General features: G+C 44.7%; 17 protein-coding genes. 12 read left to right on the plus strand and 5 right to left on the minus strand.

The annotated features are described in order from the left end of the window. Positions 1-5: 5 nt before the first annotated feature. From pdhR to ampD, 3 genes are all read right to left on the minus strand, one after another. Complete coding sequence (gene pdhR, locus HQQ92_RS19665; RefSeq protein WP_105250401.1) at positions 6-758, minus strand: pyruvate dehydrogenase complex transcriptional repressor PdhR; 753 nt, start codon at positions 756-758, stop codon at positions 6-8. Between the two features lie 317 nt (positions 759-1,075). After that, the gene (ampE, locus tag HQQ92_RS19670) at positions 1,076-1,927 is read right to left on the minus strand and encodes a beta-lactamase regulator AmpE (protein WP_131523418.1); all 852 of its coding nucleotides are present in this window, start codon (positions 1,925-1,927) and stop codon (positions 1,076-1,078) included. A 96-nt stretch (positions 1,928-2,023) separates the two neighbouring features. After that, a complete protein-coding gene (gene ampD / locus HQQ92_RS19675) occupies positions 2,024-2,572 on the minus strand; it encodes a 1,6-anhydro-N-acetylmuramyl-L-alanine amidase AmpD (RefSeq protein WP_173247850.1) in 549 nt (182 codons plus the stop codon). 258 nt (positions 2,573-2,830) lie between these two features. On the opposite strand from ampD, the gene nadC reads away from it, so the two are divergent. The 10 genes from nadC to HQQ92_RS19725 all read left to right on the plus strand — a co-directional run bounded on the left by nadC (position 2,831) and on the right by HQQ92_RS19725 (position 11,866). Beyond that, on the plus strand, positions 2,831-3,712 hold the full coding sequence (gene nadC / locus HQQ92_RS19680; RefSeq protein ID WP_131523416.1) for a carboxylating nicotinate-nucleotide diphosphorylase: 882 nt from the start codon (positions 2,831-2,833) through the stop codon (positions 3,710-3,712). Positions 3,713-4,460: 748 nt separating this feature from the next. Continuing rightward, the gene (locus tag HQQ92_RS19685) at positions 4,461-4,889 is read left to right on the plus strand and encodes a prepilin-type N-terminal cleavage/methylation domain-containing protein (RefSeq protein ID WP_173247855.1); all 429 of its coding nucleotides are present in this window, start codon (positions 4,461-4,463) and stop codon (positions 4,887-4,889) included. An 81-nt stretch (positions 4,890-4,970) separates the two neighbouring features. Further along, the gene (pilB, locus tag HQQ92_RS19690; protein ID WP_173247857.1) at positions 4,971-6,680 is read left to right on the plus strand and encodes a type IV-A pilus assembly ATPase PilB; all 1,710 of its coding nucleotides are present in this window, start codon (positions 4,971-4,973) and stop codon (positions 6,678-6,680) included. A 53-nt stretch (positions 6,681-6,733) separates the two neighbouring features. Next, complete coding sequence (locus HQQ92_RS19695; protein WP_173247859.1) at positions 6,734-8,002, plus strand: type II secretion system F family protein; 1,269 nt, start codon at positions 6,734-6,736, stop codon at positions 8,000-8,002. 32 nt (positions 8,003-8,034) lie between these two features. Beyond that, positions 8,035-8,961 carry an A24 family peptidase gene (locus tag HQQ92_RS19700; RefSeq protein WP_173247862.1) on the plus strand — a complete coding sequence of 309 codons (927 nt, stop codon included), beginning with the start codon at positions 8,035-8,037 and terminating at the stop codon, positions 8,959-8,961. 39 nt (positions 8,962-9,000) lie between these two features. Next, positions 9,001-9,618, plus strand: coding sequence for a dephospho-CoA kinase (gene coaE / locus HQQ92_RS19705; RefSeq protein ID WP_173247865.1), 618 nt, complete (start codon positions 9,001-9,003; stop codon positions 9,616-9,618). Further along, complete coding sequence (gene zapD / locus HQQ92_RS19710) at positions 9,611-10,345, plus strand: cell division protein ZapD (protein WP_173247868.1); 735 nt, start codon at positions 9,611-9,613, stop codon at positions 10,343-10,345. Before coaE ends, zapD begins: the two co-directional genes overlap by 8 nt. Positions 10,346-10,418: 73 nt before the next feature. Beyond that, positions 10,419-10,628 (plus strand): DNA gyrase inhibitor YacG, encoded by a 210-nt coding sequence (gene yacG, locus HQQ92_RS19715; RefSeq protein ID WP_006083355.1) that lies wholly within the window; start codon positions 10,419-10,421, stop codon positions 10,626-10,628. A gap of 78 nt (positions 10,629-10,706) precedes the next feature. Further along, positions 10,707-11,099, plus strand: coding sequence for an 8-oxo-dGTP diphosphatase MutT (mutT, locus tag HQQ92_RS19720; protein WP_131523409.1), 393 nt, complete (start codon positions 10,707-10,709; stop codon positions 11,097-11,099). A 230-nt stretch (positions 11,100-11,329) separates the two neighbouring features. Next, a complete protein-coding gene (locus tag HQQ92_RS19725) occupies positions 11,330-11,866 on the plus strand; it encodes a thioredoxin family protein (protein ID WP_173247871.1) in 537 nt (178 codons plus the stop codon). Between the two features lie 66 nt (positions 11,867-11,932). Here HQQ92_RS19725 and HQQ92_RS19730 read toward each other — a convergent pair whose 3' ends face one another. Both HQQ92_RS19730 and rhlB read right to left on the minus strand, forming a co-directional pair. After that, positions 11,933-12,859 carry an exopolyphosphatase gene (locus tag HQQ92_RS19730; RefSeq protein ID WP_173247874.1) on the minus strand — a complete coding sequence of 309 codons (927 nt, stop codon included), beginning with the start codon at positions 12,857-12,859 and terminating at the stop codon, positions 11,933-11,935. Next, positions 12,860-14,176: an ATP-dependent RNA helicase RhlB gene (rhlB, locus tag HQQ92_RS19735; protein WP_063884693.1), complete on the minus strand. Its 1,317-nt coding sequence runs from the start codon at positions 14,174-14,176 to the stop codon at positions 12,860-12,862. Positions 14,177-14,328: 152 nt separating this feature from the next. On the opposite strand from rhlB, the gene trxA reads away from it, so the two are divergent. Together trxA and rho are read left to right on the plus strand one after the other, a co-directional pair. After that, positions 14,329-14,655: a thioredoxin TrxA gene (trxA, locus tag HQQ92_RS19740; RefSeq protein WP_105250415.1), complete on the plus strand. Its 327-nt coding sequence runs from the start codon at positions 14,329-14,331 to the stop codon at positions 14,653-14,655. Positions 14,656-14,864: 209 nt separating this feature from the next. Continuing rightward, positions 14,865-16,130 (plus strand): transcription termination factor Rho, encoded by a 1,266-nt coding sequence (gene rho / locus HQQ92_RS19745; RefSeq protein WP_105250416.1) that lies wholly within the window; start codon positions 14,865-14,867, stop codon positions 16,128-16,130. Positions 16,131-16,132: the final 2 nt, after the last annotated feature.

A 16,132-nucleotide genomic window follows, 5' to 3' on the forward strand; every position in this document is an offset into this window, starting at 1 on the left:
AGAACTTAAGCGCCACTCTTTAAACGGCGCAAGCTTCGCTGCAACCGGCTATCTTCTTCCCGCACAGATAACATCACCTCTTCGATGTAACTTAAGTGTTCATTCGAGGCTTCTCTGGCGGCGTCGGGATCACGACGAACGATGGCAGCGAGCAAGGCCCGTCTGTGATCGTTAGCCATAGTAGAAGCTTCTTCGCGGCGGCTTAAAAGCTCCAGGTTTTGCGCCACATTTTGATGCAGCACAGGGGTTAAACTAAGAACGAGGTGTAACATAGCCACGTTATGTGACGCTTCCGCCACAGCACGATAAAAACGCACAATCGCAGCAGCTTTTTGTTCGATATCGGTGGCGGCTTCCACCTCGAGGATCATACGCTTGATATTTTGCATATCGGCGTCGGTACCACGCAGGGCCGCAAAATAGGCCATCATGCCTTCGGTGGCATGGCGGAACTCCAGTAAGTCGTACTGACTCTCTGGATCTGAATTCATCAGTTCAACAATAGGATCGGCAAGGGTCTGCCAGAGTTGTTCTTTGACATAAGTACCACCGCCTTGGCGGCGCATTAACAGTCCTTTTGCCTCAAGCTTTTGAATAGCTTCACGCAAAGAAGGTCGAGACACTTCAAACTGGATCGCCAGTTCGCGTTCAGGCGGTAACTTCTGACCGGGCTGTAAACTCCCCTCTAAGATCATTTGCTCTAATTGCGCCATGATCACGTCAGAAATTTTTGGCTGATTAATTTTACTATAGGCCATCAGGCGCTCAGCTCCGTTGTAAATTGGTCTTACCAATTTTTTTGAGTGAGCGCACTTTATCAAATCAGCGTTTTGATGTCCAGATTGAAGATCACTCCTTAAAAGCGATCTCGATCAAAAGCACTCACGAAGAGAGAGCATAGCGGAAAAAAATGTTTATGGGGTCAGACCATTTGACAAAAGCACGGGCTTCGCCCTACTAGGCGCTGCAAAAAGCGCAGCGGATAAATTCTAGGCTCTAGATTCTAGACTAGAAGGAGCACAGCGACGCCCTAGCAGCGAAGCGTTCTCGATTCTAGCTGCGAAGCATCCTTCTTTTAACTCACCAATCCGAAAATGGTCAGTAATGAAAGTATTGCAACAATAAGTGTAAAGTTACGTTTACTGAGCACTAATAATGCTAAGGTTGATTGTACACATATAGGTGCACTTGCGACCTCAGGTAAAGGTTGTGCCGCTAATGCCGTTTCAGCAACGACAGTGCGAGCGCTCGCATTTAAGGTCAACCCATTACGGCGCCACGCCGCTAAACCTTCACTAAATTGACCACTTAAGGCATAACCAAAGGCGAAAATCCGGCTCGGTAACCAATCCAGTAGCGTAATCACTTCGTTGACTAAGGGTAGCTCTAGGGATTTACGGGCATTCTCTTCGGCATAAAAACGTACCGTGCAATACAGTACAGCACCGACTGGACCTAAAAAAATGAAAAACAGCGCCACTGCACCATAGTAACGATAGTTAATCCAAGCAACACTTTGCCCCACTTTGGCACCTAGGTCTTTCTCGGATACAGCATCTAAACACTCGCTACAATCGAGTTCGGCGGCATAATGGTAACAAGCTTGGACGTCTGAGCGACAAGCGGCTTGCATATATTTTTTGAAAATATCACGCTGTTTCTGATGGTTAAAACAAACCACTGCCACAACAATCCATAGGGCTAAACTTAATAAGCCCCAAAACATTCCCGCCACTAACCAAGATAAAACATATACCAACAAGGCTGGCAGCACTAACGCCAACGCCATCATCACGCTTGTCAGTGACGCTTTATCACCGAAAAATGTTGTCTGATAGGATTGCAGTAAACGATCAAATTGCCATGATGAAGGAAGAAATTTAAGTCGCTCCACTAAAATGGCGACCAAGAGTGAAAATAATGCCATGGGCTGTACCTCTATAATTTGTCCATAAATAGTCTAGGTTTATATGGAATACGTCTAAAATCCAAAAAGTTAAGTGATTAACTAAGAGCGCAACGCCTAAGTATATTCCTTTAACTTGCCTAAATATCCTTCCCAATCAAAGCTTTGCCCTGGGTCCGTTTTCCGCATTGGCGCAATATCACAATGACCCACAATCCGTTCAATACTCAGCAATGGATATTCTACCAGTAGGGCTTGTGTTAACTCGATGAGTGACTGATATTGCTCAGGAGTGTAAGGCTCAGTATCTGTGCCTTCCAGTTCAATACCAATGGAAAAATCATTACAATTCTCTCTCTCACCATAACGAGACACCCCAGCATGCCAAGCCCTGTCATTACAGCTTACATATTGGACACGCTCGCCATTGCGGCGGATCAAAAAGTGCGCCGACACTTGCAACCCCTGCAACGGTGCAAAGCTGGAATCGGCATTAGTATCTAAACACCCTTGAAATAATTGATCAATGTAAGGTAATCCAAAGCAGCCTGCGGGCAGACTAATATTGTGGATCACTAACAAACTCACTTCATTCAAGGGACGTTGATTAAAATGTGGCGACTCACAACGCCTCGCACTATCACACCAACCCGAATCAAATCGCATGATGAGCTTATCCTCTATGCCACATATACTGGCTTACTCTAACAGTATTTCTCCAAGCAAAGAAGAAACCCTACGCACGGAACTTACTGACAGAGCTATCTTTTAACATTGAGATCATGGAGTAAACCATCCACTCTCAATTTAAATAAGGCTGCAGCTTACTCCTTTTGCTCAATCTTCCAACCTGTTCCGTGAGACCTAAGGCCGTGGTAATCTTAACCTAAAATGCAAGTAGGCCGTAATGCAAGGACTCCGCTTATGTTAGAAAACGATATCCGCCAATCAGTAAAATCTGCCCTCAGTGAAGACTTAGGTGGCACCGAAATCAACGATCAAACCAAAGCCATCGCTTATGGCGACATCACAGCAATGTTGATCCCCGCCGATAAGTACGCTGAAGCCACTTTAATCACCCGTGAAGAAGGCGTTTTTTGTGGTAAAGCATGGGCAGAGCAGGTTTTTAACCAACTCGGTGGTGAAGTCGCACTGCATTGGCATGTGGATGATGGCGATCTAGTATTACCCAACCAGCTATTATGTGAATTATCAGGTCCTGCGCGCGCTATTCTCACTGGCGAACGCACGGCAATGAACTTTATTCAAACACTTTCTGGTGTTGCCACCTTAACCAAACATTATGTCGATAAATTGGCGGGGACTCACACTCGTTTGTTAGATACTCGCAAGACAATTCCAGGCCTACGCACGGCACAAAAATATGCCGTCACCTGCGGTGGCGGAAAAAACCATCGTATTGGTTTATATGATGCTTTTTTGATTAAAGAAAACCACATTATGGCCTGTGGCGGTATTCGCCAAGCCGTAGATACCGCCCGCAGCTTGTACCCGAATAAACCCGTTGAAGTCGAAGTGGAGTCACTCGAAGAGCTCGCCTTAGCACTCGACTCTGGCACAGATATCATAATGTTAGATAACTTCGACATCACTAAGATGGTCGAAGCGGTTGAAATGAACAATCAATATAAAGCTAAAGGCGCCGGCGCTAAGCTCGAAGTCTCTGGTAATGTCACCTTAGGTACCTTAGCCGAATTCGCCAAAACAGGGGTGGACTATATCTCAGTTGGCGCACTCACTAAGCATGTTCGCGCCTTAGATTTATCACTCAGATTAAAAGCTTAAAACCGCTGGATGTTAGCTGGTAGTGGAATGTTCTCGCAAAGTACCGTAAGCACATTCCACTCATAAAATATTAAGGCGAAATGCATTTTTTTGTAGGACTCCTCCAAACCAAATGTGAAATCGTGCCAGCACTATCATACTCAGCATTCACCCTCACGATTCCCCCACCCCGTCACCATTTCATGTCACCAATTTGACAACATAGAGACACACGCCAGCTAAACAGATATTGTCAAAAAGTTGTTATAACCTAATATGTCGATAAGTTAGCCTTTTATACAAAAACAACACTTTATTAGTACTTTATACTTAATTTTTGTTTCCTTTTACCTAACTTTGTACTAACTTTTACCAAGGCGAGATGGCCGTTTGGTCAACCTCACCTAAGGTCAGCACTGGGATTCTTTTTAAAATTGCCTAGTTCACGTTTTTTGAGAGGCATATTTTTGAAAACGTTAGCCTAAGGTGCGGTTGCCGAAACAATTTATTCAAACAAGCGCTAACCCAGCATTAACTTAGTGCTAATTTAGCAAAGCTAGCTTGGATAAATCAGCATGAGTCATTACACATGGGTCATTCAAGATCATCGGTGTACTGTTAATGTTACATAGATCATATAAATGATTTTATTGACATAAATGAGTAATAAAGTTTGATGAGATAACACAATTTATAGAGTAAAACAGCGGTTAGGTTAAACACTCTATTCAACCACAGTAAGTCACTAAATAGTTAGCTGGAGAGAAAAATGAAGGCCATGAATTTAAACAAAGCATTAAATAAAAAAGCTCAGGGTTTTACTCTGATCGAACTAATGATTGTAGTTGCCATTATCGGCATTTTGGCAGCTGTTGCACTACCAGCTTATCGTGAATATGTTGCAACATCTCATGGTGGCGCAGCAATGAAAGGTCTTGCTGGATACGTATCCAAAGCACAAGCCTGCATACAAACCGGAGTAGGTTGTGCGAGTCTTGGTACAGAAATTACAGCTGATCCAAAAATTACTGCGACTCCTGATGTAGCAGAAGCAGCACTAACAGCATTAGCATATGACGATGGTACTTGTATAGTAACGGCAAGCATAACAGCTGATGGTGGCTTATCTTATGCAGCATCGGCTAACAGTGCAGGTAAGGCAACAGCAACACAATGCCAAGAGGGCGCAGGCTTATAACAGAGTTCACCCGACTCATTAAAATGGCAGTAATATTACTGCCATTTTATATTTAGTAGTTAACTCATTAGAGTTTTAATAATGCCAACTTCAGGTCTTCATTTAGGTTTATCCACCCTATTTATCCGCAAAGGTCTGCTAAATGAAGAGCAGATGGCTAATGCCATTACTAAATCCCGTCAGAATAAACATGCCCTTGTCAGCACTTTAGTTCAAAGCAAGCTTGTCTCTGCCCGAGCAATAGCCGAACTTTGCTATGAAGAATATGGCACGCCACTACTCGATCTCAATGAATTTGATCTTGCCTCGATTCCTGAGGATTTCCTCAATAAAAAACTCATTGAGAAACACCGCTGCTTACCCCTATTTAAACGTGGTAATCGCCTCTATATAGGCACATCCGACCCGACCAATATTGCTGCCCTCGAAGATTTCCAATTTAGTGCTGGCTTGCACGCCGAAGCGATTCTCGTTGAAGAAGATAAACTCGCCAAAGCACTGGAGAAAATTCTCGAAGTAGATATTAGCGGCCTAGATTTAGGCGGTATGGATGAAGCGGCTCTAGCCAATATTGAAATAACGGATACCGACAGACGCAATGAAGAGTCAACAGGTGAAAGTAGTGATGATGCGCCTATTGTTATCTATATCAATAAAATTCTAACCGATGCTATCCGTAAAGGTGCCTCGGATTTACACTTTGAACCCTATGAGAAGCGCTACCGCATTCGTTTTCGCATCGACGGTATTCTCCACGAAGTTTCCGAACCCCCTATTAGCCTTGCAAACCGTTTATCGGCGCGGTTAAAAGTAATGTCAAAACTTGATATCGCCGAACGCCGCGTGCCGCAAGACGGCCGAATCAAGATGAAACTTTCCCGCACTAAGTCCATCGACTTTCGGGTAAGCACTTTGCCGACCCTGTGGGGCGAAAAAATTGTAATGCGGATTTTGGATTCATCCTCCGCACAATTGGGCATTGAAAAGCTTGGCTACGAGCCTGACCAAGAAAAACTCTATCTTGAGATGTTGGCAAAACCCCAAGGGATGATTTTAGTGACCGGTCCTACTGGCTCAGGTAAAACCGTCTCCCTCTATACAGGGTTAAATATTCTTAATACCGAAGAGCGTAATATTTCTACCGCCGAAGATCCGGTAGAAATAAACCTTGAGGGCGTAAACCAAGTTCACATTAACTTAAAAGCCGGCCTCACTTTTGCCTCCGCTTTACGTTCATTCCTACGCCAAGATCCCGATGTGGTGATGGTGGGTGAAATTCGCGATCTTGAAACCGCCGAAATTGCCATTAAAGCGGCACAAACAGGCCACTTAGTACTATCAACCTTGCACACAAACTCGGCTGCCGAAACCTTGACTCGTTTAATCAATATGGGTGTACCAGGTTATAACATCGCCAGCTCAGTTAACCTGATTATTGCCCAGCGTTTGGCACGTCGACTTTGCCCCGAATGTAAGCAAGCTGAAATCATCCCTGAGCATGAACTATTACGTTTAGGTTTTGCCCAAGCACAAATTACCCAAGGCTTTACCACCTTTAAACCTGTGGGCTGCGAGCATTGCTCCGGCGGCTACAAAGGCCGGGTTGGTATTTACGAAGTGATGAAGATGTCCGATGAAATAGCGCGTACTATCATGGAAGGGGGTAACTCCTTACAAATCGCCTCCCAAGCTAAAGCGCAAGGGATGCGTGATTTACGTCAGTCAGGATTATTAAAAGTAATTCATGGTGTTACCAGCATTGCAGAAATCAATCGCGTAACGAGTTTTTAAGAGTAGAGCACTACAAATAGCGCCCTGCTTTTACAACCTAACAGAGATTATTTATGGCTACGGCAACAACTGTAAGAAAGTCTCGCGGCAAAAAAAACGAGCAAAAAAGCCAGCCCAAAATCTATACCTTCGAATGGAAAGGGGTAAATCGCGACGGCAAAAAAACGGCAGGAGAGCTTAGAGGTGCAACCGCAGCCGAAATTCGTAGTCAGCTTAAATCCCAAGGAGTAAACCCTAAGAGCGTTCGTAAGCAGTCATCCCCACTATTTAAATTAGGTGAAGCCAGCATCACCCCTATGGATATTGCTATGATGACACGTCAAGTCGCGACTATGTTGGCTGCAGGTGTTCCTTTGGTAACGACATTTGAATTACTCGGCCGTGGTCATGAAAAAGCTAAAATGCGGGAATTACTGGGTACTATTTTAACCGAAATTCAATCGGGTATTCCCTTATCCGATGCTATGCGCCCCCATAGACGTTACTTCGACGAACTATATGTTGACTTAGTCGCCGCGGGTGAGCACTCAGGTTCACTCGATTTGGTTTTCGATCGCGTCGCAACCTATAGAGAAAAAACGGAAGCGCTCAAATCAAAAATTAAGAAAGCCATGTTCTATCCTGCAGCGGTCGTCATAGTCGCGCTTTTAGTCACGACATTGTTATTACTCTTTGTCGTACCTCAATTCGAGGAAATTTTTAAGGGCTTTGGTGCAGAATTGCCCGCCTTTACGCAACTGGTTCTACATATTTCCCGCGGCTTACAATCCTCTTGGTATATCTTTTTAGCCGCTATTGTTGGCGGCGTATTTTTGTTTGTACGCGCACACCGAAACTCGCAAATGGTGCGAGATAGAGTAGACGAAGCCGTGCTAAAAATCCCTGCCATTGGACCGATTTTACACAAAGGTGCCATGGCTCGTTTCGCCCGCACCTTAGCTACCACATTTGCTGCAGGTGTGCCGTTAATTGATGGCTTAGAATCCGCCGCTGGCGCATCGGGTAATGCAGTTTATCGCAAAGCCATATTGAATATTCGCCAAGAGGTAATGGCGGGGATGCAAATGAATGTCGCGATGCAAACCACAGGGCTCTTCCCCGATATGTTAGTGCAGATGGTGATGATTGGCGAAGAATCCGGCTCGCTGGATAACATGCTCAATAAAGTCTCAACCATCTATGAAATGCAGGTCGACGATGCGGTTGATGGTTTATCAAGCCTAATTGAACCTATTATGATGGTAGTCATAGGTACTGTGGTCGGCGGGTTAATTGTCGCTATGTATCTTCCTATCTTCCAAATGGGTAAAATCGTCAGTTAATTCATTCGATTCAAATAAAATAAGAAAACTAAATGTCAGAATTTATCTCTCTTTTGGGCCACTCTTTTGATCAGAGTCCTTGGCTCTTTATTACGCTAAGCTTTATTTTTGCCGCCACCATAGGCAGTTTTTTAAACGTAGTGATCCACAGATTTCCTGTGATGATGAAACGGGAATGGCAGCAAGAATGTAATCAGTATTTGCAGGAATACCACGCTGAGATAGTCACAAAAATCGGTATTGATAAACTCAATACACCTATAGATAGCTTCCCCGAAAAATATAATCTCGTGGTGCCGGGCTCTGCTTGCCCTAAGTGCAAAACGGCGATTAAACCTTGGCATAATTTACCTGTATTCGGCTGGTTAATGCTCAAGGGAAAATGCGCTGCTTGTCACGCCCCCATTTCCGCCCGCTACCCAATAATTGAATTCGTCACAGGGCTACTTATCGCGACTTTAGCGTGGCACTTTGGTCCAAGCTGGCAATTTGTCTTTGCGAGCATACTGACATTTATACTTGTCGCCCTTACTGGTATCGATCTTGATGAGATGCTGCTGCCTGACCAAATGACGTTACCGTTACTTTGGCTCGGCTTGATCATCAATCTAAATCATACCTTTGCGAGCCCAACCGATGCCATTATCGGTGCGGCAGCAGGCTATTTAAGCTTGTGGTCCATTTTTTGGCTATTTAAAATCCTCACAGGCAAGGAAGGCATGGGCTATGGGGACTTTAAACTGCTCGCCGTTTTTGGTGCTTGGCTCGGCTGGCAAATGCTGCCGCTGGTCATTTTACTTTCGTCCTTAGTCGGAGCAGTCGTCGGCATCACTATGATTGTCAGTAAACGCCTCAAGCAAGGTCATCCCATCCCATTTGGGCCTTATATTGCTGCCGCAGGCTGGATAGCCTTGCTATTTGGACAACAGATTGTTGATTGGTACCTATCAACACTGTAAAAGCTAGCAAACTAGGCACTGAGTTATCCGGAGTATGTTATGTCAAAGTTTATCGTTGGCCTTACTGGCGGCATAGGTAGCGGTAAAACGACTGTTGCCAATTTATTCGCCGCAGAAGGCATTACCTTAGTCGACGCCGATATCGTTGCCCGCGACGTTGTCGCTCAGGGTTCAAAAGGGCTTGAGGCCATCGTTAGCCATTTTGGCATTGAGATGTTAACGCCAGAAGGTGAACTCGATCGCGCCAAACTGCGGCAACGGATATTTAGCCACCCTGAAGAACGTGAATGGTTAAACCAGCTATTGCACCCGATGATCCGCCAAGAAATGCTAGCACAGGTAGAAAAAGCAACCTCGGCCTATGTAATTATGGTCGTGCCCTTGCTATTTGAGAACGGGTTAGATAGGTTAGTCAATCGGACTTTAGTGGTGGATATTTCGCCTGAGTTACAAATCAGCCGCACCGTGAAAAGGGACAATGTTGATGTATCTCAAGTAAATAACATCATTAACAGCCAATTGAGCCGCAGCGAAAAACTCGCCCGAGCCGACGACATTATTGATAATCAAGGAGAGATATCAGCCTTAAAACGAGAGGTGCTAGCATTGCACCAACACTATTTACAACTATCTGGTACTCATAACGCCCATGACTGAATTAGTTTACGAACAGCCCCTAAACGAGAAAATTCGCAGCTACTTGCGGCTCGAATACCTCGATAAACAGCTGCAAAGTAACCTAAGCAATGACCACCAACATAGATGTTTTTATCCGCTGTTTTCCCTCTGTGAATTGTCCGAACGCTGCGATTATCGCAATGAAGTATTAAAAGATATTGAGCGGCACTTGCTGCAACTGAACAAATGGCAAGAATTAGATCACGTCGACCACCAGCAAATCAATATCTATATCAACGCCCTCACCCAAGCCCGCGAACCGTTACAAAAGCCTGAACGCTTCGGCAGCCAATTAAAACAAGACAAATTTATTTCCGCGCTACGACAACGCTTCGGCATGCCAGGTGCTTGCTGTAACTTCGACCTACCGCAACTGCATTATTGGCTATCTAAACCTTGGGAAGAAAAACAGCACGATTATCGCTCTTGGATAGCGCATTTCGAACCTTTGCTCACCCCCATCACACTATTACTCCAACTCACCCGCAGTACAGCCCATTACGACAATGCCGTTGCCCATGCTGGCTTTTATCAAGGTGACAGTGCCCAAGCACTTGCTTTGGTAAGGGTTAAAGTCGATGCTTCCCACGGGTGTTATCCTACGATTAGCGGCCATAAAAACCGTTTCGCTATCCATTTTGTGCAGTTTGAACAACAACGCCACTCCGACCGTTCAATTGATTTCTTACTGGCTACCTGTGCATGAAGCCTTTACACTAATGGCCTGAAAGACATTCGTATTGGCGGCCGCTTTATCGCCGTTAACCAAGAGAACAATTATGCCATTGACCGTTAACTGCCCTATTTGCAAAGCCCCTGTCGAGTGGGTGCCACAATCTGCATTTAAACCTTTTTGCAGCGAGCGCTGTAAGTTGATCGACCTCGGTGATTGGGCGTCAGAAAAACACGTCATCCCAGTCAAAGCCGAATTTGATCCAGAAGCATTTGATGAATTTGATCTCGATGAAGGCGATTTTTTTAAAGAGTAATTTTGGGTTTACACACGAATAACTCAGCTCAAGCCTTTAATGCACTTACTTTTACCCACTCATTAATCGATAAATATTATGACTAAACGCATCCATGTTGCCGTCGGCATTATTACTAACTCGGCCGGTGAAATTCTGTTGGCAAAACGCCCAGATCATTTACATCAAGGTGGGAAATGGGAATTTCCTGGTGGTAAAGTTGAGACAGGCGAAACTGTCACTCAGGCATTGATCCGTGAACTCAAAGAGGAAGTCGCGCTCAATGTCACTGATAGTCAGCCATTTATGGCGTTGAGTTTCGACTATCCCGATAAACAAGTGCTACTCGATATCCATTCAGTCACAGAATTTAACGGCACAGCTCAAGGCCTTGAAGGTCAGCTTATCGCTTGGGTCACTAAAACCGACTTAACCAATTACGACTTCCCAGAAGCTAATAAGCCTATTTTAGAAAAAATTCTGGCTCAGTAATCAAGTAATTTACCTTATCCTCTCAATGTGTTCTGTCCCCGAATCACGATTCGGGGATGAACTTTTTCAATGCCTTAACTCCACAAACTAAGCAATTCTGTGATCGTTAAGCTGATAGATATTAGCAATGCGTGATCTTGCTTGCAGCAAATCAATTAATCGCTTTAATCGCATCCAGAATAATGTTTGAATCGAATTTCATTCTTTCTCTTCGATTTCGAGGGCGCATCATGCACAATAACGTTAAGGCATTCCTAGCCACTACTGCCTTATTTTTTAGTTGTCAGGTACTAGCCAATGGTGGCTGTGGATTTGAAGAACAACAACAGGGTTTAATTGCGACCTGCAGTGAGGAGAAACAAGAAGTGATTTTAACTGGCATAATAGAAGCACAACATTTAGTCACGGATCTCAATGAGTTTGCCGAAGGGTATAAAACCTATCAAGTCGATACCACTGCAATCACCCCGCTTAAAAGCATCACTGAACCTACAGAAATTGTAGTGATCATTGGTACTTGGTGCCCAGATTGTCACCGGGAAACCCCGCGCTTTATCCGTATTATGGAAAAAGTCGCTAATCCCAATATTAAAGTGACCTATATTGGTGTCGACCGCACGAAAAAAGATCCCGAAGGCTTAGCCGCAAAATACGACTTTACCCGCATTCCAACCTTTATTGTACTGCAGCAAGGTAAAGAAGTTGGCCGCATCGTAGAGCGTCCAACGGTTTCCTTAGAAAAAGATCTCGCCGATTTATTGAAATAATCGCCACAGTACAAACAATAAAGGCCGCATCGCGGCCTTTGGTTTTTATCATGTTTCAATAAAATATTAGCTGACTTCGTCAATAATCCGCTGAGCTAACATCACTAAAACACCTTCACGTAATGCACCGCCAGATAAGGCTAAATGCTCGATCCCCAGCAACTCAAACAAAGCCAATAAAATAGCGACACCCGCAGCAAAAGTCGGTGCTCGCTCACTGCAAAGTCCAGCAATCCCCATTAAGCTAATATCTTCTTGGGCGAGGATCTCAGCCTTCAACTGAGTAAGCACATCGAGTGTGATAGTTTCAGATAACCCTCGGTGAAGTAGCACTTCTACCACGGACTGTACAGCCCCGGAGGCACCAACGACACAATGCCAACCAAGATCACGTAGGGTTTGTCTATGCTCAGCTAATGCGGTTAGCACTTGCTGCTTAGCATCATCAAAATCTAACTGCTGCAGCGGCAAACTGCTGAAAAATTGGCGATTATAAGTCACACTACCAAAGGGCAAACTGGTTTTGAACAACACTTGATGCCCATCGCCGATGATAAACTCTGTACTCGCCCCACCGATATCAATAACCAAGCGACGGCCTTGACCACAAGTGGTCGCCACCATACCTTGATAGATGAGCTCTGCTTCACGCATACCAGAGATAATTTCGATCGGATGACCTAAGAGTGGCAATGCACGCTGATTAAACTCATCAGCATTGCTAATACTGCGAAGAGTTGCAGTTGCAATCACAGCAACATGGTTTGCTTCAATCTTATGTTGCACCAACATCTGGGCAAACATACTCAAACAGTCGAGGCCGCGCTGCATGACATCGGGGCTTAATTTGCCATCGTTGCCTATGCCTTCGGCGAGCCTCACCTTGCGTTTATATTTCGCAATAATATGCGGCTGACCACCACGCGTTTTGGCGATCAGCATATTAAAACTATTTGAGCCTAATGTTATAGCGGCATAAGCGGGTGTTGGCATTTACGAATGTCTACGTGTCCTATCATGACGAGGAGGGCGAGCACCACTGCGTTGAGCACCTGGGCGGCTTGCCCCTGAACGATCACGCAAGTTTCGAGTGCCGCTAGGGTGTTTACGGTGGATCTTCGCTGGTGTAGGAATATCGGCCAGTAAAGCTTCACTGTCGTAGTTACTTACTGGAATCGAATGATTGATGTAGCTTTCGATTGCAGGCAAGTTCAATGCGTACTCTTCACAGGCAAAGCTTATCGACATGCCTTTATTACCCGCACGACCCGTACGACCGATTCGGTGAACATAGTCTTCGCAATCATCAGGTAAATCATAGTTATACACGTGTGAAACGTCAGAAATATGTAAACCACGAGCCGCAACATCAGTAGCAACCAATATATCTAGTTGGCCACTGGTAAATTGCTCAAGGATACGAATACGCTTTTTCTGTGGCACATCACCCGTTAATAAACCCACACGATGTCCGTCACCTTCAAGCCAAGACCAAAGCGTTTCACAACTGTGCTTAGTGTTGGAGAAAACAATGGCTTTTTCTGGCCAATCTTCTTCAATCAAGGTCAACAGCAAACGCATCTTCTCTTCTTGGGAAGGATAGAAGATTTCTTCTTTGATGTTTTTGGAGGTTTTTTCTTCGGGGGCGATTTCAACTTTAACGGGCTCATTCATATGATCATAAGCCAGCTCTTGTACTTTCATGGACAAGGTTGCCGAAAATAACATATTAAGACGTTGATTTGCCTCAGGCATACGTCTAAATAAGAAGCGAATATCTTTAATAAAACCAAGATCAAACATACGATCGGCTTCATCAAGTACCACAGCCTGAATTGAATTCAAGCCAATAATACCTTGGCGAACGTAGTCGATAATTCGACCCGTTGTACCAATCAAGATATCAACACCTTGATCTAATACTTTACGCTGCACATCGTAACTTTCACCGCCATAAACAATACCCACCTTTAAGTGTGTGTGCTTGGCGAGTAAAATCGCATCTTTGGCAATCTGAATCGCCAGTTCGCGAGTCGGGGCCATAATGATGGCGCGGGGCTGATTAATCAGTCGACCTTCAGGTATGGGAGTCGATAATAAATGATTAAACGTGGCGACCAAAAAGGCCATTGTCTTACCAGTGCCCGTTTGTGCTTGGCCTGCGATATCTTTTGATTGGAGTAATACAGGCAGTGATAACGCCTGAATCGGCGTACAAAATTCGAAGCCGTTCTCGGCAAGGGCCTGTTTAACCTCAGGATGTAGAGGTAGGTCGGCAAACCTTTGGGTAGATAGATGTGTTTCGCTCATAGCGCAAGCTTACCTGTTGAGGTTGCAATAAGATACTCGATCGTTTGAAATAGCCACATTGTAAAAAGGTAACTTGAAAAGCTATTTTTCAGCCCCAATATACATGGTAAGCCATTAACAAACCAGCAATGGCACCCAAACTGGAGAACATCATGAGCGATAAAATTATATACCTGAGTGACGACAGCTTCGAAAACGACGTATTAAAGTCTGATTTGCCAGTATTGGTAGACTTCTGGGCCGAGTGGTGTGGTCCTTGTAAAATGATCGCTCCAATTTTAGACGATGTGTCTGAAGAATATGCAGGTCGCTTGACTATCGCTAAATTAAACGTTGACCAAAACAATGTTTCTCCAGCGAAATATGGCGTTCGTGGCATCCCAACTTTACTGCTATTCAAGAACGGCGAATTAGCCGCGACTAAAGTTGGCGCACTCTCAAAAACGCAATTGAAAGAGTTTATCGACGCTCAAATCTAATTTGACGTCGTAATGAGTGACCTCCGGCACAAGCTATAAATTAATTGTGCCGGAATTTCCCTAAATTTCTGGACGCCCCGCTTTGTTAGTGCTACTTTAATAACCAGATTCTTTCTAATAACCTCTTCTCGCTCGTCAATCACTATCCTGAATTACATCCTTACTGATTGATCGCGGTAAGCTTTGTCGCGTAACACAAGACCCCCAAAATGAACTTAACTGAATTAAAAGACACGCCGATTTCTGACCTAGTCTTACTAGCTGAAAATATGAAGCTCGAAAATATGGCCCGCGCTCGCAAGCAGGACATTATTTTCTCAATCCTTAAAGCCCACGCAAAAAGTGGAGAAGACATTTTCGGTGGTGGGGTATTAGAAATACTCCAAGACGGTTTCGGCTTCTTACGCAGCTCAGACGGTTCTTATTTAGCTGGTCCAGATGACATCTATGTCTCACCAAGCCAAATTCGCCGCTTCAACATGCGAACGGGTGATACCATTTTTGGTAAAATTCGCCCACCAAAAGAAGGCGAGCGTTATTTTGCCCTATTGAAAGTCAACGAAGTTAACTTCGATAAACCAGAAAACTCCCGTAATAAAATCCTCTTTGAAAACTTAACCCCACTCCACGCAGAAGAACGTATGCGTATGGAGCGCGGCAACGGCTCAACTGAAGATATTACCGCGCGTATTCTGGATTTATGCTCACCAATTGGTAAAGGTCAACGTGGTTTGATCGTTGCACCACCAAAAGCAGGTAAAACGCTATTACTTCAAGGTATTGCTCAAAGCATCAGCTACAACAACCCAGAAGTGGTGTTGATGGTATTGCTGATCGACGAACGCCCAGAAGAAGTAACAGAGATGCAGCGCCTCGTTAAAGGCGAAGTTATCGCATCAACCTTCGATGAGCCAGCCAGCCGCCACGTTCAAGTTGCCGAAATGGTGATTGAAAAAGCAAAACGTTTGGTTGAGCACAAGAAAGACGTCGTGATCTTACTCGATTCGATTACCCGTTTAGCCCGTGCCTATAACACTGTTATCCCATCATCGGGCAAAGTGTTAACGGGTGGTGTGGATGCTAACGCCCTGCACCGTCCAAAACGCTTCTTCGGTGCGGCACGTAACATCGAACACGGCGGCAGCTTGACCATTATCGCCACAGCCTTGGTTGATACGGGTTCTAAGATGGACGAAGTGATCTACGAAGAATTTAAAGGTACAGGTAACCAAGAGCTACATTTGTCACGTAAAGCGGCAGAAAAGCGCGTGTTCCCAGCCATTGACTTCAACCGCAGCGGTACGCGTCGTGAAGAAAAACTCACGACTCAAGAAGAACTGCAAAAAATGTGGATCCTGCGTAAGATCCTCAATCCTATGGATGAAGTCAGCGCAATGGAATTCTTAATCGATAAATTGGCGATGACCAAGACTAACGAAGAGTTCTTTACCGCCATGAAACGCACTAAGTCTTAAGC

It is taken from the genome of Shewanella sp. DC2-4 (assembly GCF_013248875.1).
Classification (GTDB): Bacteria; Pseudomonadota; Gammaproteobacteria; order Enterobacterales; family Shewanellaceae; genus Shewanella; species Shewanella oncorhynchi.